17 protein-coding genes and 1 pseudogene are annotated in these 22,587 nt (G+C 74.1%); 8 read left to right on the top strand and 10 right to left on the bottom strand.

All coding sequences use genetic code 11. The features are described 5' to 3' along the window. Nucleotides 1-31 precede the first annotated feature (31 nt). The gene (katG, locus tag ACMCNO_RS19495; protein WP_412750880.1) at nucleotides 32-2,218 is read right to left on the bottom strand and encodes a catalase/peroxidase HPI; all 2,187 of its coding nucleotides are present in this window, start codon (nucleotides 2,216-2,218) and stop codon (nucleotides 32-34) included. A gap of 66 nt (nucleotides 2,219-2,284) precedes the next feature. Then, a complete protein-coding gene (locus ACMCNO_RS19490; RefSeq protein WP_412753750.1) occupies nucleotides 2,285-2,686 on the bottom strand; it encodes a Fur family transcriptional regulator in 402 nt (133 codons plus the stop codon). A gap of 179 nt (nucleotides 2,687-2,865) precedes the next feature. Between ACMCNO_RS19490 and ACMCNO_RS19485 the strand changes: the two genes are divergently transcribed. The 3 genes from ACMCNO_RS19485 to ACMCNO_RS19475 all read left to right on the top strand — a co-directional run bounded on the left by ACMCNO_RS19485 (nucleotide 2,866) and on the right by ACMCNO_RS19475 (nucleotide 4,400). Further along, nucleotides 2,866-3,396 (top strand): hotdog fold domain-containing protein, encoded by a 531-nt coding sequence (locus ACMCNO_RS19485; RefSeq protein WP_412750879.1) that lies wholly within the window; start codon nucleotides 2,866-2,868, stop codon nucleotides 3,394-3,396. Next, nucleotides 3,368-4,000, top strand: a complete 633-nt coding sequence (locus ACMCNO_RS19480; RefSeq protein WP_412750878.1) for a helix-turn-helix domain-containing protein — start codon at nucleotides 3,368-3,370, stop codon at nucleotides 3,998-4,000. The genes ACMCNO_RS19485 and ACMCNO_RS19480 overlap by 29 nt, the downstream gene beginning before the upstream one ends. Before the next feature lie 124 nt (nucleotides 4,001-4,124). Further along, nucleotides 4,125-4,400, top strand: coding sequence for a hypothetical protein (locus ACMCNO_RS19475; RefSeq protein WP_412750877.1), 276 nt, complete (start codon nucleotides 4,125-4,127; stop codon nucleotides 4,398-4,400). A gap of 57 nt (nucleotides 4,401-4,457) precedes the next feature. Here the strand turns inward: ACMCNO_RS19475 and ACMCNO_RS19470 are convergent, their stop codons facing one another. Then, nucleotides 4,458-4,973, bottom strand: a complete 516-nt coding sequence (locus ACMCNO_RS19470) for a flavodoxin family protein (protein ID WP_412750876.1) — start codon at nucleotides 4,971-4,973, stop codon at nucleotides 4,458-4,460. A 322-nt stretch (nucleotides 4,974-5,295) separates the two neighbouring features. On the opposite strand from ACMCNO_RS19470, the gene ACMCNO_RS19465 reads away from it, so the two are divergent. The 3 genes and pseudogenes from ACMCNO_RS19465 to ACMCNO_RS19455 form a co-directional block, all read left to right on the top strand. Next, nucleotides 5,296-7,083 carry a phosphatidylglycerol lysyltransferase domain-containing protein gene (locus ACMCNO_RS19465; protein ID WP_412750875.1) on the top strand — a complete coding sequence of 596 codons (1,788 nt, stop codon included), beginning with the start codon at nucleotides 5,296-5,298 and terminating at the stop codon, nucleotides 7,081-7,083. Further along, nucleotides 7,074-7,799, top strand: a complete 726-nt coding sequence (locus ACMCNO_RS19460; protein WP_412750874.1) for a hypothetical protein — start codon at nucleotides 7,074-7,076, stop codon at nucleotides 7,797-7,799. Before ACMCNO_RS19465 ends, ACMCNO_RS19460 begins: the two co-directional genes overlap by 10 nt. Beyond that, nucleotides 7,796-8,626 (top strand): annotated as a pseudogene (locus ACMCNO_RS19455) (alpha/beta hydrolase); the annotation flags it as partial. The gene ACMCNO_RS19460 and the pseudogene ACMCNO_RS19455, both read left to right, overlap by 4 nt. A 484-nt stretch (nucleotides 8,627-9,110) precedes the next feature. Here the strand turns inward: ACMCNO_RS19455 and ACMCNO_RS19450 are convergent. Together ACMCNO_RS19450 and ACMCNO_RS19445 are read right to left on the bottom strand one after the other, a co-directional pair. Continuing rightward, the gene (locus ACMCNO_RS19450) at nucleotides 9,111-11,264 is read right to left on the bottom strand and encodes an ATP-binding protein (RefSeq protein WP_412750873.1); all 2,154 of its coding nucleotides are present in this window, start codon (nucleotides 11,262-11,264) and stop codon (nucleotides 9,111-9,113) included. A 138-nt stretch (nucleotides 11,265-11,402) separates the two neighbouring features. After that, nucleotides 11,403-12,404, bottom strand: a complete 1,002-nt coding sequence (locus tag ACMCNO_RS19445; protein WP_412750872.1) for a CPBP family intramembrane glutamic endopeptidase — start codon at nucleotides 12,402-12,404, stop codon at nucleotides 11,403-11,405. Nucleotides 12,405-12,490: 86 nt separating this feature from the next. Between ACMCNO_RS19445 and ACMCNO_RS19440 the strand changes: the two genes are divergently transcribed. Both ACMCNO_RS19440 and ACMCNO_RS19435 read left to right on the top strand, forming a co-directional pair. After that, a complete protein-coding gene (locus ACMCNO_RS19440) occupies nucleotides 12,491-14,506 on the top strand; it encodes a sensor histidine kinase (RefSeq protein ID WP_412750871.1) in 2,016 nt (671 codons plus the stop codon). Further along, nucleotides 14,506-15,150, top strand: coding sequence for a response regulator (locus ACMCNO_RS19435; protein WP_412750870.1), 645 nt, complete (start codon nucleotides 14,506-14,508; stop codon nucleotides 15,148-15,150). The genes ACMCNO_RS19440 and ACMCNO_RS19435 overlap by 1 nt, the downstream gene beginning before the upstream one ends. A gap of 76 nt (nucleotides 15,151-15,226) precedes the next feature. On the opposite strand, the gene ACMCNO_RS19430 is transcribed toward ACMCNO_RS19435, so the two are convergent. The 5 genes from ACMCNO_RS19430 to ACMCNO_RS19410 all read right to left on the bottom strand — a co-directional run bounded on the left by ACMCNO_RS19430 (nucleotide 15,227) and on the right by ACMCNO_RS19410 (nucleotide 22,586). Then, nucleotides 15,227-15,838: a GNAT family N-acetyltransferase gene (locus ACMCNO_RS19430; RefSeq protein WP_412750869.1), complete on the bottom strand. Its 612-nt coding sequence runs from the start codon at nucleotides 15,836-15,838 to the stop codon at nucleotides 15,227-15,229. Then, nucleotides 15,835-18,762: a non-ribosomal peptide synthetase gene (locus tag ACMCNO_RS19425; protein ID WP_412750868.1), complete on the bottom strand. Its 2,928-nt coding sequence runs from the start codon at nucleotides 18,760-18,762 to the stop codon at nucleotides 15,835-15,837. Before ACMCNO_RS19425 ends, ACMCNO_RS19430 begins: the two co-directional genes overlap by 4 nt. Further along, on the bottom strand, nucleotides 18,759-19,790 hold the full coding sequence (locus ACMCNO_RS19420; RefSeq protein WP_412750867.1) for an NAD-dependent epimerase/dehydratase family protein: 1,032 nt from the start codon (nucleotides 19,788-19,790) through the stop codon (nucleotides 18,759-18,761). Before ACMCNO_RS19420 ends, ACMCNO_RS19425 begins: the two co-directional genes overlap by 4 nt. A 61-nt stretch (nucleotides 19,791-19,851) precedes the next feature. Continuing rightward, nucleotides 19,852-21,699 (bottom strand): fatty acid CoA ligase family protein, encoded by a 1,848-nt coding sequence (locus ACMCNO_RS19415; protein ID WP_412750866.1) that lies wholly within the window; start codon nucleotides 21,697-21,699, stop codon nucleotides 19,852-19,854. Then, nucleotides 21,699-22,586 (bottom strand): 3-oxoacyl-[acyl-carrier-protein] synthase III C-terminal domain-containing protein, encoded by an 888-nt coding sequence (locus ACMCNO_RS19410; RefSeq protein ID WP_412750865.1) that lies wholly within the window; start codon nucleotides 22,584-22,586, stop codon nucleotides 21,699-21,701. Before ACMCNO_RS19410 ends, ACMCNO_RS19415 begins: the two co-directional genes overlap by 1 nt. Nucleotide 22,587: the final 1 nt, after the last annotated feature.

Raw genomic sequence — 22,587 nt, 5'->3', positions numbered from 1 at the left:
GGAGCCGGCTCGCACGGTGCCCCGGGGATCATCAGGCGGCGGGCCGGTCGAGGTTCATGACCTTGACCCACGCGGCGACGAAGTCCCGGACGAACTTCTCCTTGGCGTCGTCGCCGGCGTACACCTCGGCCAGCGCGCGCAGCACCGAGTTCGAGCCGAAGACCAGGTCCGCGCGGGTGCCGGTCCACTTCACCCGGCCCGTCGCGGCGTCGCGGCCCTCGAAGGTCTCCTCGTCACCCTCGGCGGTCGCCGACCAGGTCGTGCCGAAGTCGAGCAGGTTGACGAAGAAGTCGTTCGTCAACGTCCCCGGCCGCTCGGTGAGCACGCCGTGGCGGGACTGCCCGGTGTTCGCGTTCAGCGCCCGCAGGCCGCCCACCAGCACGGTCATCTCGGGGGCGGTCAGCGTCAGCAGCTGCGCCCGGTCGACCAGCAGCTGCTCCGTGGGCCGCCGGTGTCCCTTGCCGAGGTGGTTGCGGAACCCGTCGTGGGTGGGCTCCAGCACGGCGAAGGACTCCTCGTCGGTCTGCTCCTGCGTCGCGTCCGTACGGCCCGGGGTGAACGGGACGGTGACCTCGAACCCGGCGGCGCGCGCGGCGCGCTCGATCGCCGCCCCGCCGCCGAGCACGATCAGGTCGGCCAGGGAGACCTGGACCGCGCCCGCACCGGCGTTGAACTGCTGCTGGATCCCCTCCAGGGTGCGCAGCACCCGGGTGAGCTGGGCGGGGTCGTTGACCTCCCACTGGTTCTGCGGGGCGAGGCGGATACGCGCCCCGTTGGCACCACCGCGCTTGTCGGTGCCCCGGAACGTCGAGGCCGACGCCCACGCGGTGGCGACCAGTTCGGACACGGACAGGCCCGAGGCGAGGATGCTCTCCTTGAGCGCGGCGATCTGCGCCGTACCGATCAACTCGTGGGTGACCGGGGGCACCGGGTCCTGCCACAGCTGCGGCTCGGCCGGGACCTGCGGGCCGACGTAGCGCCAGATCGGCCCCATGTCGCGGTGGGTGAGCTTGAACCAGGCCTTGGCGAACGCGTCCGCGAACTCCTGCGGGTTCTCGTAGAAGCGGCGCGAGATCTCCTCGTACACCGGGTCCACGCGCAGCGCGAGGTCGGTCGTGAGCATCATCGGCGCGTGCTTCTTCGCCGGGTCGTGCGCGTCGGGCACCAGCTCGGCCGCGGCCGGGTCCGTCGGCTTCCACTGCTTGGCCCCGGCCGGGCTCGTCGTCTGCTCCCACTCGAAGCTGAACAGCGTCTCGAAGTACGTGTTGTCCCAGGTCGTCGGCGTGGGGGTCCAGGCGCCCTCGAGGCCGCTGGTGATGGTGTCGCCGCCCTTTCCGGTGCCGTGGCTGTTCTTCCAGCCCAGGCCCATCTCCTCCAGGCCGGCGGCTTCGGGCTCCGGGCCGACGTGCGTGTCCGGCACGGCCGCGCCGTGGGTCTTGCCGAACGTGTGCCCGCCCGCGATCAGCGCGACGGTCTCCTCGTCGTTCATCGCCATCCGGCGGAACGTCTCGCGGATGTCGCGGGCCGCGGCCAGGGCGTCCGGATTGCCGTTCGGGCCCTCCGGGTTCACGTAGATCAGGCCCATCTGCACGGCACCGTACGGCTTGGCCAGCTCACGGTCGCCGCTGTAGCGCTGGTCGCCGAGCCAGCTGTCCTCGGTGCCCCAGTTGATCTCCTCGGGCTCCCAGACGTCCTGCCGGCCGCCGCCGAAGCCGAAGGTCCGGAACCCCATCGACTCCAGGGCGCAGTTGCCCGCGAACACCATCAGGTCGGCCCACGAGATCTTCCGGCCGTACTTCTGCTTCACCGGCCAGAGCAGGCGGCGCGCCTTGTCCAGGTTCGCGTTGTCGGGCCAGCTGTTCAGCGGCGCGAAGCGCTGGTCGCCCGAGCCCGCGCCGCCCCGGCCGTCGCTGATCCGGTACGTGCCCGCGCTGTGCCAGGCCATCCGGATGAACAGCGGCCCGTAGTGGCCGTAGTCGGCGGGCCACCAGTCCACCGACGTCGTCATCACGGTCTCGATGTCCGCCTTCAGGGCATCGAGGTCGAGCGTCTCGAAGGCCTCGGCGTAGTTGAAGTCCGCGCCCATCGGATCCCCCGCCACGGGGTTCTGGTGCAGGACGCTCACATCCAGCTGGTTCGGCCACCAGTCGTGGTTCGACCTGGCCGTCGGCGGGCGAACGGGCGCCTCGCCCGAGATGAGGCCCTTGTTGTCACTCACGTTGCTCTCCTTGGGACTCGAAAGCGGTGCCGGCCGCCGTCGTGTGGCGCGCACCGGGCGGGTGGATCAGGCAGCTGAGGTGGAGCAGGCGGGGCAGACGCCCCAGTAGACGACCTCGGCTTCGTCGATCGCGAAACCGTGGTCGTCGGACGCGGTCAGGCAGGGTGTCTCGCCGACCGCGCAGTCGACGTCGGCGATGTCGCCGCACGAACGGCACACGACGTGATGGTGGTTGTCGCCGACCCGCGACTCGTAGCGGGGCACGGAGCCGGCCGGCTCGATGCGCCGCACCAGGCGCGCGACGGTCAACGCCCGCAGGACGTCGTAGACCGCCTGGGTGGAGACCTCCCCCAGCTCCCCGCGGACGGCCCGGATGATCGTCTCCGTGTCGGCGTGGGGGTGCCCGTGCACCGCGGTCAGCACCGCGAGGCGGGGCCGGGTGACGCGCAGGGCGGCTCCGCGGAGCATGGCGTCGGCGTCGAACGTCGGGTGCACCGTCTGAGTGTGCACCCCTTTTCTGGAATCAGTCAAGAAAGCCGAGGCGGTTTTTGCCCGGAGATGTCTTGTGTGGCGACGGTCACCCACCGTTCTGGAGCAACTGCTCTAGTATTGGCCGCACCAGTCTGGGATGAGGAGAGGACGGGCCGATGAGTGCGACGACGCAAGCGCAGCCCCCGGTGTTGACCCTGTATCGGCGCCTGGCCCGCCAGCCCCTCGGGCGTCGGCTGTTCTCGATGGCGGTCGCCTGGAAGGCGCCGTACTTCCGGACGATCCGGGCAGTGTTCGTCGATCTGGCGCCGGGCCGGGGCGAGGTCGTGGCCCGCAACCGGTGGGGGGTGCACAACCACATCGGCACGTTCCACGCCATCGCCTGCTGCAACCTGGCCGAGCTCGCCGCGGGCACCACGATCGAGGTCTCCGTCCCGGCCGGCCACCGGTGGATCCCCAAGGGCATGACCGTGGCCTACCTCGCCAAGGCCGAGACCGACCTGCGTGCCGTCGCGGTCGTCGAGGACCTCACCGGCCTGGCCGCCGACGAGTCGCGCGAGGTCGTGGTGCCGGTCGACGTGATCGACACCCGCGGCACCACGGTGGTGCACGCCGACATCACCATGTGGGTCTCCCCGCGCCGGAGGGAGGCCGTGGCCGATGCCCCGGCCGCGGGTCCACGCGCCTGACGCGCTCCTCGACGCCGCCGAGGAGCTGATCGTCGAACGCGGCCGGGCCAGCCTGACCGTCCGCGCCCTGGCGGACCGGGCCGGTGCTTCCAACGGCAGCATCTACCACACCTTCGGCTCCCTGGAGACGGTCGTCGGTGCCGCCTGGCTGCGCCGGGGCCGGGAGTTCCTGGCGGGGCAGCGGGCCGCGGTCGACGACGCCCTGGGCGCGCGGGCGGTGCCGGGTGCCGGGCGGCGGGCGGTGCTGGCCGCGGCCGCGGCCCCGGCCCGGTTCGCCGACCAGCAGCCACGCGCGGCGCGACTGCTGGTCACCCTGCGGCGCGACGACGTGCTCACCGACGCGGTCGCCCCTGCGGTCGCCGACCAGCTGCGGGCCCTCGACGCCGCCCTGGTCGACACGTTGCGCCTGCTGGCCCTCGCCGTGTGGGGCCGCGGCGACGGCGCCGCGGTGGACGCCATCACCACCTGCGTGGTCCGCCTGCCGGGGGCGCTGCTGTTCCCGGAGATCCGTACGGGGCGGGTGCGGCCGCACACGCGCACCCAGCTCGCCGCCGCGGTCGGCGCCGTCCTCGACTGTGGCCCGCCGCCGCCCCCAGGATCCTGACCCTGCCGCGGTGCTGGTGGCGGGCATGGTCACCCGGCAGAGCCGGGGATTCGCCCGGCGCGGATGAGGCGGCCCGGCCCGCTGGGCGGCACGGTGGACGGGTCCGATGATCGGGAGGGAACCCATGACGAGCATGAGGGCGGAGTCGCGACACGTGCCCACCGGCACCGTGCTGCTGACCGGCGCCACGCTGACGGTGATCGGCGGCGTGATCGGCCTCGCCGGTGCCGCACTGACGGCCGTGGCCGCCGTGGTGGCCGTACGGCGGCGGATGGAGCAGATGGAGACTCCACCGGCCGAGCTGGCGCGGCGCAACTGGCGGCGGGCCAGGACGGCCGTCCATGCGGGCGCCGACGCGTGGCGCGACGGGCACATGGCCGAGCCGCTGCGCATGCACTGACGCGGCACGCCGGATCCCCCCGGCCGGGGTCACGGCCGGGTGCCGAGGAGTGGACGCTTACACCCCGGCCAGCTCCCTGCCCCACTCGCGGGCCCTGCTCACCTCGTCGGGCTCGAGGTCGCCCTGCTTGGTGACCAGGAAACTCTCCGGTTCCGCCACCAGGGCCAGCCCGTGGCGGCGCAGTCGCCGCCCGATCCCTTTCGCCGCCCGACCGGTCACCACCGGGGGCAGGTCGACGCGGGTGTCGAACGCGGCCGCCCTGGCACGCAGCGACGGCAACGCGTCGAACCAGTCCCGCAGGCCCGGACCCTCGGCGTCCGGGTCGAGCGTCAGCTCACTGCCGGGCTCCTCCGCCTTGGCCACCGCGGCCTGCCGGGAACCGGCCCGGCTCATCCCGTGCGCATGCGTCGGGCCACCCACCACGATCAGGTCCGCGTCCGCCAGGAGGTGGGCGTCGGCCCGTTCCACCGGTACGACATCGACCCGGTAGGCGCCGCCCAGACCGGCCCCGATCGCGTCGGCCACCCGGTGTGTGTTGCCGTACATCGATTCGTAGACCACCACCGCGTGCATGGCTGCCTCCCTCACCTCGGCCTACCCTGAGCGTCCCGCCATTGATGCGACCGGGACCAGGGCCGATGGTCATTCCACAAGGCCCGAACGCCACCGCACCGGAACCTGCGGGTTCCCGGGCCCGTCCAACCACCCGCGGCAGGCCCCGGTTCGTCCACGCGACGACGCGACTGCGGTGCGTGTACGCTCCTCGGCCGAAAGTCGCAGTTGCTTGCCTGAGGTCCCTACGCTCGGCCGACGTCACGGCAATGCGGAACTGGCCAAGATGTTCAGGGCCATGGATGGGCAGGGAGCGATGTCAGCGATTGAACGGGGTGGGACCGTGACGGTGGACCAGCAGGCGGCGGTGCCCGCGCAGCGCGAGGCGGCCGTGCCCGCGCAACGCGAGGCCGCGGCACACCCCCGGAAGACCACGAGCCGCAGCCCGTGGCGGCCGCCGCCGTCGCGGACCGTGGTGGCCCGCAGCGTTCAGGTGGTGGGCGCTTTCGACGCGCTCACCGCGATCCTGCCGTCCTGGCACGCGCGGATGGCGGCGTTGGCCGACCTGATGCCGACCGCCGGGATGGTGACCGCGCGCGCCGGTGTCAGCGTCGTCGGCCTGCTCCTGGTCTACCTGGGCAGCGGGCTGCGGCGGGGCAAGCGCCGGGCGTGGCAGCTCGCCACCGGCCTGTGCGCGCTCAGCGTGGTGCTGCACGTGGCCAAGGCGACCCCGGCCCCCGCGCTGCCCGCCCTGGTCATCTTCGGCGTCCTCATCGTCGAACGGGACCGGTTCTACGCCCGGGGCGACGTCCGCCACAAGTGGCGTGCGCTCGGCGTGTGCGCGGGTTTCCTCGGCGCGGGGCTGGTCCTCGGCTTCGTCGAGATCGCGCTGCGCGCCGGTCAGCTCACCGCCCCCGCCGGACCCGGGCGGTGGCTGGAGCACGCCGCCCTCGGCATGATCGGCATCACCGGCCCGCTGCGGTTCCAGCATGATGTGACCAACACCATGGTCGATGTCACCACGGGCGCGTTCGGGCTGTTGGCCTTCGGCGCCGCCGCCCTGGTCCTGCTGCGTCCGGGCACCCGGCGCAGCGGCTGGGAGAGCGGCGACGAGGACGAGGTCCGTGCGCTGCTGGACCGCTACGGCGACGGCGACTCGCTGGGCTACTTCGCGCTGCGCCGCGACAAGCTGTTCATCTGGGCGCCCTCGCGCCGCGCCGTGGTGGCGTACCGGGTGGTCAACGGGGTCAGCCTGGCCTCCGGTGACCCGCTGGGGGTGCCGTCGGCGTGGCCGGAGGCGATCGCGGCGTGGCTGGCCGACTGCGACGCCAACGGCTGGACACCGGCGGTGCTGGCGTGTGGCACCGCGGGCGGCAGCGCATACCGCAAGTTCGGGCTGGACGCGCTGGAACTCGGCGACGAGGCCATCCTCGACGTCTCGGCGTTCAGCCTGCAGGGCCGTCCCATGCGTACGGTCCGGCAGGCGGTGGGCCGGGCCCGCCGCGCGGGCTACACCTGCGAGGTGGTGCGCCAGAAGGACCTGGACGCCGACGCGCTGGCAGAGGTACGGCGCGGCGCCGTGGCGTTCCGCTGCGGCGGCACCGAACGCGGCTTCTCCATGGCGCTGTCCCGGCTGGGTGACCCGGTCGACGACGACTGCCTGCTGGTGGTGTGCCGCGACGCCGACGGGCTGCTGCGCGGGCTGCTGCAGTTCGTCCCCTGGGGACGCTCCGGGCTGTCGCTGGACCTCATGCGCGGCGACCGCACCGCCGAGAACGGGCTCACCGAGTTGATGATCGTCAGTGCCGTGGAGGCCGCCGCCGACCTCGGGATCAAACAGATCTCGCTGAACTTCGCGGTGTTGCGCTCCATCATCGCCCGCGCCGAGCAGCTGGGCGCCGGGCCCGTGGTGCGCCTCTGGGCACGGGTGCTGCGGGCCATGTCCGGCTTCTGGCAGATCGAATCGCTGTACCGGGCCAACGCCAAGTACCAGCCGAACTGGCAGCCGCGGTTCCTGTGCTTCCCGTCCGCGCGGGACCTGCCCCGCATCGCGGTCGCCGCGCTCAGCGCCGAGGCGTTCCTGCCCTCGGCCGGTACCCGGCGTGCCACGGAGCCCGACACGTGCGCCTGACCGGGATTCCGTTGCTCGTCCTCACCGGGACGGCCACGCTGATCGCCGCTGCCGCCACGGTGTACGCCTGGCCCCGCGGCGGGCGGCTGCGGCGGGTGCTGACCCGTACGGTCGGTGTCGTCCTCGTGGAGTCTCTGCTGGTCTCCGCGATCTTCCTGGCCGTCAACCGCGACCAGTCGTTCTACCCCAGCTGGGACGCGCTGACCGGCGGCAGCGGGGCGGGCGACGCCACCCCGGCCGCCGCCCACCCGGCCGAACCTCCGCCGCCGGTCACCGGGCGGTTCGGCCCGGCGGCCCGCGCGTGGCACCTGGCCGAGCCGCCCGCGATCATCACCCCGGCCGGCTACGAGGCGCGGCCCGGCGCCACCTACCCGGTCATCGTCGTGCTCACCGCCGCGGCACACCTGACCGAGGTGCGCACGGCGGCGCAGCGTACCCCGGGGGTGGTGACGGTGCTGCTGGCACCGACCGCGCTCACCTCCGCAGCCGCGCTGGCCAGTCTCGGCGCCGAGCTGCACCAGGCGGCCCGGGTCGCCGATCAGGGCTGGGCGCTGGTCACCGACCAGCCGCACCAGGCGCTCGCGGGGAAGATGCGCGGTGCCGACCGCCACTTCGGACCGGCGCTCGGCGTCGTCGGCGCCAAGGGCTGGGCGGCTGCCCTCACCGCCGCGGCCGAGCAACTGCCCGAGCCCCTTGCGTGGCCGTTGCAGCCATGAGAATCGACGACCCAGCCCTGGTCGCACTGGGCGTGGTGGTGGTGCTGGCGGCCACCGCGGGCCTGGCGTGCCTGTGGGACCGGCGGCGCATTCTCGGCCGGGCCGTCATGGTGTGCGTGATCGTGCTGGCCATGGCCGTCACCTGCGCGGTGCAGCTCAACCAGCTCACCACGACGTATCCCACGTGGAACGCGTTGTTCGGCACCGCCTCGCAGAGCGCCGATCTGCCCCCTCCGCCCGGGCCCCGGCCCGGCGGTGGCCGGCTGCTCACCGTGACCGTGCCCGGCAAGGCCAGCGGGCTCACCATGCCGATGGCGGTCTACCTGCCCGCGGTCTACGACACACCGGCGGGGGCGCGGCGGCGCTTCCCGGTCATCGAGGCGTTCCACGGGTACCCCGGGTCGCCCGGCACGTGGATCGACAAGATGGACGTGCTGTCCCGGCTCGATCAGGAGATGGCCTCCGGGCGGATGGCGCCGACCGTGGTGCTCTTCCCGTACCTGACGCCGCGGCATTTCCTGGACACGGAGTGCACGAACCTCGTGGGCAGCGCCCAGTCCGAAACGTTCCTCACCGCGGACGTGCCGGAGTACGCGGGCGCCCACCTGCGGATCCGCACGGACCGCGCGGCGTGGGGGGCGATCGGCTTCTCGGCCGGTGGATTCTGCGCGATGAACCTGTCGCTGCGCCATCCCGACCGGTACGCGGCCGCGGCGTCGATGTCCGGCAGCGCGGGCCCCGGCATCAAGGTCGGCGACGGCAGCGAGAGCTCCACCAACAACGTCGTGTGGCGGCTACGGCACCTGCCCCAGCCCTCGCTGGCCTGGTACGTGGTCTGGTCAGCGGACGACCGGGCGTCGCGTGACGGATCGCGCGAGGTCGTGAAGTCGGTGCGGCCGCCGCTGGCCGTGACGCCGGTGGAACTGCGCCACGGCGGGCACAATCACGCCTTCTGGCGCCGTACCCAGGGCCCGGCGTTCGACTGGCTGTCGGCCCGCCTGGCCCGCGACATCCCGGAAACGAGCCCGCCCCGATGCCCGGAACCACCGGCTGGCAAACCGGGCGTACCTGGAAAACCGGGTCTGCCGGGAATCCCGGGTGTGCCGGGAATGCCGAGCGGGCCCGGGAAGCCGGGAACACCAGGGAAGCCGGGAACACCAGGGAAGCCGGGAATGCCCGGGAAGCCGGACTCTCCGGGAACCATCCCCGGTCGGCCGCACCCGCCGGGAAGCCCGCCCAGCAAGCCCGGCTCGCCGGATCCGTGCGCATCGCCCGCCGGCCCCAGGACCCCGTGGCCGGGAGCGTCCACACTCAAGCGGCGACCAGGGGAGCCTGGTTCCGGCCCTCCGATGTCGACCGGCCCGGCCGGCCGGGGGGCAGCGCGGCCTGCTCGGCCGCCTTCCGGGCCGCCGGGGGCGGGTCCGCCGCCGGCAGGGTGAACGTGAACCGCGAACCGCCGCCGGGGTTGTCGTCGGCCGTGATGGTGCCGCCGTGGCGGGTGACGATGCGGTGGCAGATCGCCAGCCCGAGCCCCGTGCCGGTGTAGCCCTGCCCGGCGTGGGCGCGGTGGAAGTTGTCGAAGATGACCTCGTGCTGCCCGGCCGGAATCCCGATGCCGTTGTCCGCGATGGTCACCTGCACCACACCGCCGACGCGCGTGCTGGTGACCCGGACATGCGGCGTGACCCCCGCTGCCGTGTATTTGATGGCGTTGCCGATCAGGTTCTCCAGCAGCTGGCGCACCGCACCGGCGTCGGCGTACACCGGGTGGAGCCGGCCCAGGGCGACCTGCGGCACCGGCTGCTCCGAGGCGGCGGCGGCGTCGGCGCGGCCGGTGGCGATGTCACCGACCAGACCGGTGAGGTCGACCCGGCTGGGGTGCAGCGCGGCGTCGCGCGCCGCGGTGTTGGCCAGCAGGTCGTTGATGAGCCCGCGCATGCGCACGGCGGCGCGGGACACCCGGGCGATGCTGTCGCGGGCCTGGTCGACGTCGATCGTGGGCTGCTCGGCGTCCAGGGCGTCGGCCGCGGCCTCGGCCCATCCCTCGACGGTGGTCAGTGGGCTCTGCAGATCGTGCGCAACGATCCCGGCGAAGCTCGTCAGCTGGTCGCGGCGACGGTGCTCGGCGGTCACCTCGTGATAGAGCACGACCGCGCTGCTGGTGCCGTGCCCCTCCGGCAGGGTGGTGGCCGTGACCCGGAACACGCGCGAGTCGCGGCCGCCGGGCTCCTGGACCAGCAGGTCGACCGGGTCGATCCGGCCCTCGGTCAGGGCCCGGACGTTCGGCAGGTCCGCGTCGGCGATCGGGGTGCCGTCGAGGTGGTGCAGCCGCGCCCGGACCTCGGCGGGTGTGAGCGGGCCGGTGGGCCTCTCGAGCAGCCGCACGGCGGCCGGGTTGTTCAGCAGGACCTCGCCGTTGGCGTCGACGACGGCCAGCCCGTCGGCCATCGAGTCGATGATCGCGCTGGTCAGTGCCGCATGCCGGGCCAACTCCTGCTGCTGGGCGCACAGCTTGGCCATCAGCGTGGCCCGCTCGTCGCGCCCCAGCGCCAACGACAGCCCGACGACGGCGACCAGGATGACGTACACCTGCGCGAACAGGGCGCCGACGTGCGGGTCGGCGATGTTGGCCATCGGGCCGTCGCCGTGCAGCGTGAACAGCAACGAGGCCGCGCCGACCGTCAGGCCGTGCAGCACCACGAAGCTGGTGCGCAGCCGTGCGGCCGCCCACACGGTCACCGCGATCAGCGGGAACAGCAGCGGCAGGCCGCGGTCGTAGACGAAGCCGAGCAGGTACGCGGCGGCCGAGCACACCGTCACGGCCGCGTACTCGCCGAGCCGCCAGGCCGGGATGGCGCGCACCGCACGATCGGCGGCCCGCCACCAGCCGGCTGCCGACCCGTGTCGGGAGCGGAAACCGCTCAGCGTGGGGCCGAACCACAGCCCGGCGGTCCCGATGACGAACATGCCGGCGGCCTGGCGGGTCAGCCAGTCCACCACCAGCAGCCCCGACAGGTGCCCGTCCAGCAGGCTCAATCCGGCGAGGGCGGTCACGGTGCCGGCGGCGGAGGCGACGACCGTCATGCCCAGCACGCACGCCAGCTCGCGCGGCGTGCTCAGGCGCTCGTTGCCGCCGCCACCCCACAAGGTGGGGCGCCGGCGACCCAGCAGCCACCCGAACAACACGGTCTGGGCGACGTTCGCCACGGCCAGCACGGCCGCCAGGGCCGGGCCCGTGCCGGTGGACGCGTTTCCCACCAGCGCGATCGTGGCCAGGGCCAGCACATCCACCCAGCGGTGGGCGGCGCGGCGCTGGGCGCAGAACCACACCACGGCCACTCCCGCGGCGGGCCACACCAGCGCCAGACGGCCCTCGTCCAGGACGGTCATGCGCCCGGCGATCGTGGCGGCCGCGTACAGGGCGGCGAAGATTGCGGTACGAGCGAGCGAGACACGCAAGCCCATGGACTGCTCCTCAGTCCGGAGATCGGCCCGGCGCCCAGGGCGAAAGCCCCCGGTCACCCGGCGACGCGTCGCAACCCGGCGCGGATGCTCCCCTCCGGTTCCCCCCGAAGCACCACTCGGCCCATCGGCCGGGCGCCGCTACCACTGAGCTGCGCTTCCGGCGGCCTGGGGGAGCGCGCCGGCCATGGCGCCGCCCGAGTCCACAGCCACCGGGAATGCGCCGCTGGGGGCCTCCGGGACCGGGCTGGTGTGACGAAGGTTACGCCGGCGGGCCAGCCAGGCGATCACCCATGCGTACGTGAGCAGCACCGGCACGTCGATCGCCACGTACCGCCAGGGCATGTCGGCGGCGGTCTCGTCCACCCCGAGATCACCGAAGGCGGCGGACAGCAGACAGCTCAGCAGGTTGTTCGCCAGGTGCAGGGCGATCGCCGCCTCCAGCCCACCCGTACGTACCGTCAGCCAGCCCGCGACCAGGCCGAACATGACCAGATCGGCGAAGCCCCACGGGGTGCCCCAGCCGTGCAGGGCGGCGAACACGATCGCCTGCACGGCGATCGGCAGCCACGGCCGCCGGCACCACGCACCGACGCCCTGCAGCAGCCAGCCGCGGGTCAGATACTCCTCCGCCGCGACCTGCGGCGGCACCACGAGCAGCAACACCAGCGCCGACACCGCGAACGGGCCCCAGCCCGCCAGCTCACCGGTGAGATCGGTGTCCGCCCCGGTGCCCGAGTCGACGATGGTGATCGCGCCGAGGAACAGCGCGATCGCGACACCCGCGACCGCCAGGCAGGTCAGCAGCCACCGCAGCCGCAGCCGCCCGGTCACCGACGACAGGGTCCCGGCGGGACGCTCCTGGATCCAGCGGGCCGCCAGCAGGGTGACCGGCAGCAGCGCCGCGACCATCAGGAAGCTCAGGGCGAGGTCGGCCAGCGCGCCGAACGTCGGCAACCCGTCCGCACCATCCGGGCGGCCCGCCAGGTCGGCCGCCACGGTGACCACCCCGTAACCGCCGAGGGCCAGCATGGTGGCGCCGACGACGATGAACAACGTGCCCAGCACCGTACGCCACCAGCGGTGGATGGGAGTGCGGGCCAGGCGGTGGTACGGGCTCAGCGGCTCCGCGACAGTCAGCATCCCGGAAGTGTGGCGGCACGAGCACCCTGCGCGAATCCACCCATGGCCGGAAATCGATCTGTGCCGGAGGTTATAGGTTCCCTGTCGTGACCAAGACCTGGCTGCTGCCCGCCGTGCTGTGCGCCGGCCAGCTCGCGCTGTGGCCCGGTCGCGCCGTCGGCTCGGTCGCAGCCGTCGCGGTGATCGCCACCGTGGTGCTGGTCGCGGCGGCGCTGGGGCTGCGGCGTACCCGGCCGGTGACCGCCGTGGTCGTGGTGGCCGCCGGGCTGACGCTGGCCACCTGGGTCGCACCGGCGGACCAGCAGATGTTCATCCCGGGCGACGCGCTGCTGGTGATTTCCGTGGCGGACCTCGTCGCGTTGTTCAGCGTCGCCGCACGCCGCGAGGTGCGGACCACGGTGCTGGTGTTCGCCGGGCTGCTGGTGTGGCAGGCCGGGCTCACCGCCTGGCGGGACGGCCTGACCGGCGACTATCCGATGGAGCTGGTGACCCTGCTCGCCGTCTACGGCATGGTCACGGCGTTCGGCCGGGTTCGGGGCCGCTGGCGCCACGACCGCGCCGCCTTCGCGCAGCGGCTGGCGCAGGCCCGGCAGGTGCGCCGCGACGCGGCCGACGCCGAGCGCCGCCGCCTGGCGCGGGAACTGCACGACGTGAGCGCGCACCACCTGACCTCGATCGTCGTCAACGCGTCGGCCGCGCGGATGCTCGAACAGCAACGGCCCGAACTTCGTGCCGAGGCCCTGGACTTCGCCGCGCGGACCGGTCAGGACACACTCACCGCCCTGCGCCGCCTCGTGGCGATCATCCCGGCGCCGCCGGGCGAGCCGGACGCCGCCGTGGGACGCCTGGCCGACCTGGCCGACGACTTCCGGCAACTCGGGCAGGTGGTGACGGTCGACGTCCCGCCCGTCGACCTGCCACCCGCGCTGGCCGCCGCGGTGTACGGCATCACCCGCGAGGCGCTCACCAACACCTTGCGCTACGCCCCCGGCGGTTCGGTCCAGGTCGCCTTGTCGGCCGGTGACGGGCACGCCGAGCTGGTCATCGACGACGACGGCGGTCGTGGCGACGGCGGGGCGGCCACCGGGCTGGGCGGCGGGCGCGGGCTGACCGGGATGCGCGAGCGGGCGCGGGCCCTCGGCGCGACCTTCGACGCCGGGCCTCGTGACGGCGGCGGATGGCGGGTACGGGCGGTGTTCCCGCTGGCCACCGAGGCCTGGTCGGCGCACTCCGGCACCCGGCGATTCCAGCGCGCCCGGCGCTGGGTGGGCCGTCAGCTGTTCAGCCAGGCGGTGCTCGACGCGGGCATCGCCTTCTTCGCCCTGGCGCTGCCGCTGAGCGGGCTGGCCGGGTCGTTCGGGGATGGGGACCTCTCCCGGGCGGCGGCGACGTTGATCCTGCTGGCTCTGCTCGCCCACGTCGTGCCGCTGCTGTGGCGGCGCAGTCGTCCGTGGTGGGTGCTCGGCGCGGTCGCAGCCACCACCTGGCTGGGACCACTGCTGGCGGTCTCCGAGGTGATCTCTCCCGACAGCGGCTGGTGGTTCCTGTTCGGCGTGGGGGCGGAGCTGGCCGCCGTGTACGCGGTGGCGGCCTGGGGTGCGCGCCCCGGCCTCACCTGGCTGGCCCCGGTCGGCGCGGCGGCGTCGACCGCGTCGGCCATGGGCGTGCTGACCGCCATGGGATCCACACCGGAGCCAGGCCCCGCGCAGAACGCGGGGCTGGCGGCGGTAGTGTCGCTGCTGTTGATCACGGCGGTGGTCGGGGTGATCCTCGCGGTGCCGCTGGCGGGGTGCTGGCTAGCGGGCTGGGCGGCCCGGCGGCGCCGGTACCGGCTGCGAACCTCGGAGGAGGGCGGGGTCGCGGCCGTGCTGGCGCAGGCGCAGCTGCGGGCGCACGAGGAGCGGGTCAGGATCGCGGCCGGGTTGCGGGACGCCGTGCTGCGGCACGCGGCCGAGGTGCCGCGGGCCGCGGAACGCGCCGACCTCGACGCCGTGGTGGGGTCGGCCCGGCAGGCGCTGACCGCGATGCGGAGCCTGCTCGACGGTCTAAGTCACAGCGCCGCCGCGCGGCAGGAGGAGGTGGGGTCATCGCAGTGCGGGTGATGGTGGTCGACGATCAGGTCATGGTCCGGGCCGGGCTGGCCGCGATCGTCAGCGCGCAGGACGACATGGTGGTGGTCGGAGAGGCCGGCGACGGCGCGTCCGCCCTCGCGCTGGCGGCCACGGCCGCACCGGACGTGGTGCTCATGGACATCCGGATGCCCGGCATGGACGGGCTGACCACGACCGCCCGGCTCACCGCCGGACAGCGGCCGCCGCGGGTGCTGGTGCTGACCACGTTCCACCAGGATGCGTACGTGTTCCAGGCGTTACGGGCCGGCGCCTCGGGGTTCCTGCTCAAGGACGCCGAGCCCGGCGAGCTGGTGGCGGCGATCCGCGTCATCGCGACCGGGGAGGCGATGCTGAGCCCGGCGGTCACCCGGCGCCTCATCGACGCGTTCGCCACCGGCGCGTTGACCGCGGCACCCGAGGCCGACCCGCGGCTGGACGCGCTGACGGCGCGCGAACGCGACGTGCTGGTCAACCTCGCCCGCGGCCAGTCGAACGCGGAGATCGCCGCGACCCTGGGCATCGCGACCGGCACGGTGAAGGCCCACGTGTACGCGCTGCTGCCCAAGCTCGGCGTCCGCGACCGCGTCCAGGCCACCATCGTCGCGTACGACCTGGGCCTGGTCCGGCCGCGCTGACGGCGCGCCCCGTGGACCAGGCCCTGTCGCAGATCTACATGCGGCCGACCGCCTGCTTGGCCAGGGTGGTGACAGGTCAGTCCGGTGCGGTGCGACGGCGCATCCGCCGGAAGCCGTCCAGCGGGCTGCCCGCGGGCGCGTGCCGTTCCCCGGTGACCACCCAGCCGAGCCGCTCGTACAACCGTTGGGCGCGCGGGTTGGAGAAGGACACGTCGAACTCGACCGTGGCCAGTCCCTGAACGGGCGCCAGCGCCTGGGCGTGCGCCATCATCGCCGCCCCGTAGCCCTGACTGCGCACGGCCGGGGCGACGCAGAGGTTGGCGAGGAACAGGCTGTCGCGCCCGGGCGGGGCGAACAGGTGCGCCAGGGCGAGGGTCCGGCGCAGCGCCCGCAGCAGCGCGCCCGGCCCCAGCACCGCCGCCGACCGCAGCGTCTGCAGGCTCAGCCGCCGGTAGTCCCGCCCCCGGTACGCGGTCAGCGTCGCCACCACCTGCCCGTCGCCGGACAGCGCCACGAGCTGGTGGGTGTGTCCGAAAAGGCCCTTTCCGCGAAGGAAGTCGCGGCGTACGACCGCGGGCGCGCCCGCCCCGAAGGTCGCCGCGATGAGGCCGGGGGAGGAGTCGAGCATCAGCGGCACCACCGCGTCGACATCCGCCGCCGTGGCGGTCCGGATGCGCGGGCCGGTCACGCCGCACCGCCGGAAACCGGTGCACCCTCGGGGCGCAGGGCCGCACCGGCGCGGATGGCGGCACTGACGGCCGCTGGTGTCGGATTGCGGATCACCGACCCGGCCAGGGTGTCGCCGGTGGATGGATCGGGCAGCTCCGCCGCGATCACCGCCAGCATCTCGATCATCGACAGGGAGTCGCCGCCGAGGGCGTGGAAGTCGCTGTCCGGCCCGATCAACGCCCGATCCACCCGCAGGATCCGCGCGAAGATCTGGGACACCCGCTCCTCGACCTCGCCGGGACCCGGCCCGCCGCCCGGCTCGGGTGGCACCGGCCGGTGGGCGAACGGGTCCGGCAGCGCCCCGAGGTCGATCTTCCCGTTGGTGGTCTGCGGCAGCTCGTCCACCGTGACGATCACGGCGGGCACCATGTACCGCGGCAGGCGTTGCGCCAGGTGATCGCGGACGTCCCGCTCGGCGGTCACCGCACCGACGACGTACGCGCACAGCACCGGATCGGTGCCGGGGCGGGCGGCCCGCCCGGTCACCACCGCCCGCACGATCCCCGGGTACGTCTCCAGCGCCGCCGCGATCTCGGCGGGTTCGATCCGGTACCCCCGGATCTTGAGCTGGTCGTCGGTGCGGCCCAGGTATTCCAGCTCCCCGTCCACCACCCGGGCCAGGTCGCCGGTCCGGTACACCCGGGTGCCGTCGGCCAGCCGGACGAACCGTTCGGCGTCGAGGTCGGGCCGGCCCCGGTAGCCGCGCGCCAGTTGCGCACCGGCCAGGTGGATCTCGCCGGTCTCCCCCGGGGCGGCGAAGCGCCCGTCGCCGTTGAGCAGGAACACCGACGTGTTGGCCACGGGCCGCCCGATCGGGACGGCGGCGCCGGTGTCGCGGTCCGGGTCGAACACGTGCACCACGCAGCCGATCGTCGCCTCGGTCGGCCCGTACTCGTTGACGATCCGGCAGTCCGGCCCGAACGCGCGCTGCGCCGCCGCGGCGACCGCCGGGCGCAGCTGCTCGCCGCCCACCACCAGGACCCTGAACCCGGCCGGGGCCAGCCCCAGCCGCCCGATCAGATCCAGGTGGGCCGGGGTGAGCTTGAGAGCGTTGGCGCCGCCGCGTTCCAGCATGTCGCGCAGGCTCACGTGGGTCGGCTCGCCGGGCACCAGCGCCACGCTGCCCCCGGCCAGCAGCGGCAGCAGCAGCGCCGTGCCGGTCAGGTCGAACGCCAGCGAGGTGAACAGCGCGAACCGGGTATGGGCGTCCACCCGGTACGCCTCGGCGGCCCAGGTGACGTAGTTGACCAGGCTGCGGTGCTCGATCTGGACGCCCTTGGGCCGCCCGGTCGAGCCGGAGGTGTAGATGACGTACGCCAGATCGTCCGGCCCGGTCACGTCGTCGGCCGGCGGCGCGCCACCGTCGGGCAGGTCCTCCAGGACCACCTGGGCGATGCCGACGCGCCCGGCGTGACGGCGCCCGAGCAGGCACAGCGGCGCACCCGCGTCGCGCAGCACCTGGCCGATCCGGCTGTCCGGGTGCTGCGGGTCGAGCGGCAGGTACGCCGCCCCGGCCTTGAGGATGCCGAAGACGGCCGCGACGGCCTCCACCGTACGGTCGGCCAGCAGACCGACGACGTCGCCGCGGCCGATGCCCAGCTCGCGCAGCGTGTGCGCCACCACGTCCGCGCGGGCGTCCAGCTCGGCGTAGGTGAGTTCACCGAACGGCCCGGTCAGCGCCACGGCCTGCGGGGCCGCGCACACCTGCCGGGCGAACATGCCGGTCAGGGTCGCCCGGGGCACGGCGCGCCGGGTGTCGTTGCCCGCCCAGTGCCGGTGCGGCGACAGCGCCTCCTCGACCGCGTCCAGCAGCGCCTCGGCCCGCTCGGGCGGGCCGTGGTGGGCCACGGTCAGTTCGGTACGCCCCGGCAGAGCGGTGGCCACGATGGACAGCGGGGCCAGCGGCGCGTGGGTGGGCAGGGAGTACACGGTCGACGCGCGGAACCCGTCGGCGCTGAAGCCGGCCGGGTCGACGCGTCCGAGGTGGGACAGGATCGCGGTGCACAGGTACCGGTCACCGGCCAGGCGCAGGGACCGGGCCAGCAGCCCTAACGGCAGCCGGTACGCGGCGCGTTCCGCCGCGCCGCCGGTGACCTCGTGCCGTTCGACGAGGGCGCGCAGGATCTGTTTGTGCAGGGTCTGCCACGTCTCGTCCGGGCCCGCGGTGAGGAACACCGGCAGGCTCAGGTTGGCGGTGCTGAGCAGCGCCGGGTCGTGCCGGCGCAGGTCGACCGGCACCATGAAGCGGGACCGGTCGGCGCCGGTGAACCCGGCCACGGCGGTGGCCAGCTTCGCGACCAGCCCGGGGTGGTTGCCGTCGACGCTGCGTCGCGCCCACCGCTGCGCTCCTCCCGCGGTCGCGACCGGGGCGGACGGTGTCGCCAGGGGGGAGCGCCAGCCGACGCTCATCCGGGGCCGTCGGCCGGGCGCGCCCAGCCGCTCGGCAAGACCGAAGTCGGTCAGCGGCGCGGGGGCACCCAGCGGCGGCTCGCCGCGCAGCGCCCGGAACACGTCCTCCGCCCAGGTCAGTACGCCCCGGCCGTCCATCACCGCGTGGGACACCCGGAACATCACCGCGCCCTCGCCGACCACCACCTCGCAGGTGCGTTCCAGCGCGGTGGACGCCAGGTCCGGCCACAGGGGAGTGGACCCGGCGACGGTGACCGGCGGTGCCTCGCCGGTGTCCACCCAGGTGCGGCCGTGCCGGGCCAGGCGGGCGCCCGGGCACGCGGCCGAGGCCACCGCGACGGCCCGGGCCAGCGCGGAAGGATCGAGGTGGCCCTCGCCCTCGACGACGAGCTGGATCGCGAACGGCGGCATGGTGCGCTGGCCGGCGAGGTACAGCCATTCGGTCGGCGACACGGGCCGCTGGTAGCGGCTCACCGGACGTACCTGGTGAACGCGTCGATCCCGCCGATGCTGTCGACCCAGTCGCGCAGCTGCCGCAGCCCGGCCTGCTGGTCGAGCACCGGGGCGTACCCGAAGTCGCGGGTGGCGGCGCTCGTGTCGTACGTGCTGGACCGGGTCAGCAGCGCCACCGAGTAGCGCGACAGCGGCGGAGAGTGCCGGTCCCGCAGGTACGGGATGCGCCACACCGTCTCGATCGCGGCGACCAGCGCGTCGCGCACCGCCGGGGGCACCCGGCGCGTCGGTGGTGCCGCGCCGAACATCGCGCCCACCTGCCCGATCAGCGCCCACACGTCGCTGACCTCGGCGTCGGCGACGAAGTACGCGCGCCCGCCGACCTGATCGGAGCCCGCGGCCCGCAGGCAGGCGTGGGCCGCGTTGGTGGCGTGGCACAGCGAGGCCAGCACGGTGCGCCCCCCGGACAGGTCGGGCAGCCGTCCCGCCCGCAGCTTCGCGATCAGCCGGGGCATGAAGCCGTGCCAGTCCCGCGGGCCCCAGATGCCGCGCGGGCGCAGCGCGCAGGTGGTGAACCCGGGCTCGTCGGCGGCCAGGACGAGGCGTTCCGCCGCCGCCTTGGTCTGCGAGTACAGGTTCAGATACCTGGCCGGGTACGGCATGCTCTCGTCGATTCCCACCTGGTCGGTGCCGTCCATCACCGCGCTGGGGCTGCTGACGAAGACGAACCGGGACACCCCGTTGGCGCGCGCCGCCGCCAGCAGCCGCCGGGTGCCGGCGACGTTGGTGTCGTGGAACTGCGCCGGGCTGCCGTGGTCGGTCACCCGGGCGGCCGAATGGATCACCACGTCCACCCCCGCCGTGGCCACGGCCAGTGAGGCCGCGTCGGCCAGGTCGCCGCGGGCCGGCTCGACCCGGTCGGCGCCGGTGTCCATGGACGGGATCGCCTTCGGGCGCAGCAGCGCCCGGACGTCATGGTCGGCCGCGACGGCGGCCTCGGCGATGTGCCCGCCGAGGAATCCGGAGGCGCCGGTCACCAGGATCTTCACCGCAGGCCCCCGCTGACGGTTGCACCGGACGCGAGGATCGGCGACTGCCCGGACACCATGGTCACCGCCACGGCAACCCCTTCCACCAGGTTGCGCCGAACAGCATGGTCAGTACGGCGGCCCGGGCCGGGGCGATGCCCGCGAACCGGGCCCGGCGCACCGCGAGGGGTATCTGCAGGCCGTGCGCCACGAAGCTGAGCACGAAGTCGATGCACCACAGCGTCCACAGGAGCGGGTGCGGCATCGGCCCGACCAGGCCGTACGCGAGGAAGGCCCAGCCGGCCAGCGGGACGATCCGCGGTGCCAGGTCGATGGCGCGGCGGGGCCGCAGCCGCCAGGCGGCCCAGGCCGACAGGTACTCCCGGTTGATCTTCGCGTTGTGCCGGATGTCGACCGGGAACGCCGGGTGGACCAGGAACTCGTCGAGGGTCTTGGTCACCGGCTGGCTCGCGGCCAGTTCGCGCAGCTCGTGGCGCAGCCGGTCGTGGTCGGTGACGCCGGGGCGCGGCTGGACGCACACGACCGGGCGGTCACCGGCGTCGACCAGGGCGGTGCGGTACACGTCCGGGTGGGTGTCGAGCACCCCCTCCACCTGGACGGTGTGCAGGTCGCCGACCCGCTGGCTCTTGCGGCCGCAGAACCAGATCCGCCCGGCGTCGTCGAGGAAGCCGAGGTCGCCGGTACGGTGCCAGCGCCGGTCCCCGTCGGCGATCTTGGCGGCGGCATCGGCCTCGGGCAGCCGGTGGTAGCGCGGGCTGACGGTCGGCCCGGCGATGGTGATCTCGCCGACCTCGCCGGGCGCCGCGCGCAGGTCGTCGCGCCACACCGGCAGCGGCTCGTCGGTGATCCGGATGATGCGGACCTCGATGCCGTCCACCGGGCGGCCCACGCAGGTGCCCGCACCGGTCCGGCTGCCCTCGCGCGTATCGCGGAGGATCTCGCGGGACTCGATCGAGGCGATCGGCAGTGCCTCGGTCGCCCCGTACGTGACGTGGAACAGCAGGTCGTCGCGGTGCAGTGTCTGCACCACCTCATCGGAGACCGGTGCGCCACCGGCGACCAGTGTGCGCAGGGTCGGCAGGTGCCGGCCGGTGTCGCGCAGGTACCGGCCGAACGGGTCGAGCAGCGCCGGGGACGCGAACATCCCGGTGACTCCGAACTGCTCGATCGTGTCGGCGAGCACCGCCGGGTCGGCGGCACCGACCCGGGTCGGGTCGACCGGGGCGAGCACGCACGTCGAGCCGATCAGCAGGTGCAGCACCCCGAACAGCGGCGAGGTCACCAGCGCCACGTCCTCGGGAGACTGGCCGTGCACCGCGATGACCTGCTCGACCATCGCGTCCAGCGCGCCGTGGGTGGACTCGACACCCTTGGCCGGGCCCGTGCTGCCGGTGGTGAAGCCGATCGTCAGCAGGTCGTCCGGGCCGGGCCGGTCGGTGCCGGCCGGATGCGGGCCTGCCCGCAGCGTACGCAGCGTCGACCCGCCCCAGAACCAGCGCCGCCCGGCGGTGACCAGGATGCGCACCCCCGTGAAGGCCCGCCGGTTGAGCAGCCGTACCACGTGGGCGATCCCGACGCCGATGAACGCCTGCGCCCCGGCGCTGCGGTAGCAGTGCAGCATCCGGCGTACGCCCATGCCGGGGTCGACGATGACCGGCACCGCGCCGAGCTTGAGCAGCCCGAACAGCACCGGGTACAGCTCCAGGCCGGGCCGCAGCATCAGGACCGTCTTGGTGCCCTTGCCGATGGCATGCGCGTGCAGCCCCGCGGCGTACGCGTCGGAGCGCTCGTGCAGCTCGGCGAACGTGAGCCGCCCGTGGCCGGGCCAGACGACCGCGTCACGGGCGCCGAACGCGTCGGCGTGGGCGGCCAGCCGGGCCGCCACGCCGGTCGTCGTCGCGAGCGCCATCAGCCGGCGTGGTGGTAGACCGAGCAGGCGACCGACAGCCCCGCCCCGGCGGCCACGAACAGCGCCTGCGGGTACGCGTCGGCCCGGCCCGCCTCGACCGCCTGGTGGTAGGCGAGGGTCAGCGCCGAGGTGTGCGGGTCCCCGTCGACACCGTGGACGGTCACCACGGCGTCGGCGGGGACGCCGAGCCGCGCGGCCAGTTCGGCCGCGAAGGTCGGGGTCGGCTGGGAGGCGACCAGCAGCGTCTCGGACAGGTCCACGCCCTGCTCGGCGGCGTACCGAGTGGCCTCGGCGGCGGCGAACTCGACCAGCCGCTGCGCGTAGTCGGGGTCGCGGCGGACCCAGATCAGCTCGCGTCCGCGGGTGCCGACCGCGCCGAGGTCGGCGTAGCCGATCACCCCGGGCGCGTCGCCGGGGGCCGTCGCGGTGCTGACCGGGCCGAATCCGGTGCCCGCGTCGGCGGAGCGCGACAGCAGCATCGCCGCGCCGACGTGCGCGTACCCGAAGTCGGGGTCGGGCCGGCCGGAGGGGTGGGTGTCGCCGGAGACGACCAGCGCGAACTCGGCGTCACCGGCCAGGAACGCGCCCGCCACCTGGACCGCGTTGAGCATCCCGCAGGCGCCGTTCATCAGGTCGAACGACAGGGCGGGGCTGCCCGAACGCAGGTAGTCCAGGTTGGTGCCGACGTTCTTCTGGATCAGCGCGGACATGGCCGGCTCGGCCATGTTCTCGTCGCGGTACACGCCGACGTTGATGAGCACGTCGACCTGGTCGGGGTGCACCCCGGCCTGCTCCAGGCAGGCGGTGGCGGCGGCGGAGGCGCGCGCGATCGACCCGGACAGGTGCGGGTCGGTGCTCACCGCGGTGGAGGCGATGGCGGTGGGCATG

The organism is Krasilnikovia sp. M28-CT-15 (assembly GCF_047159595.1).
In the GTDB taxonomy this organism is placed as follows: Bacteria; Actinomycetota; Actinomycetes; order Mycobacteriales; family Micromonosporaceae; genus Actinoplanes.
Note: the sequence above shows the minus strand (reverse complement) of the source record. Positions and strands in the feature narration are given on the sequence as shown.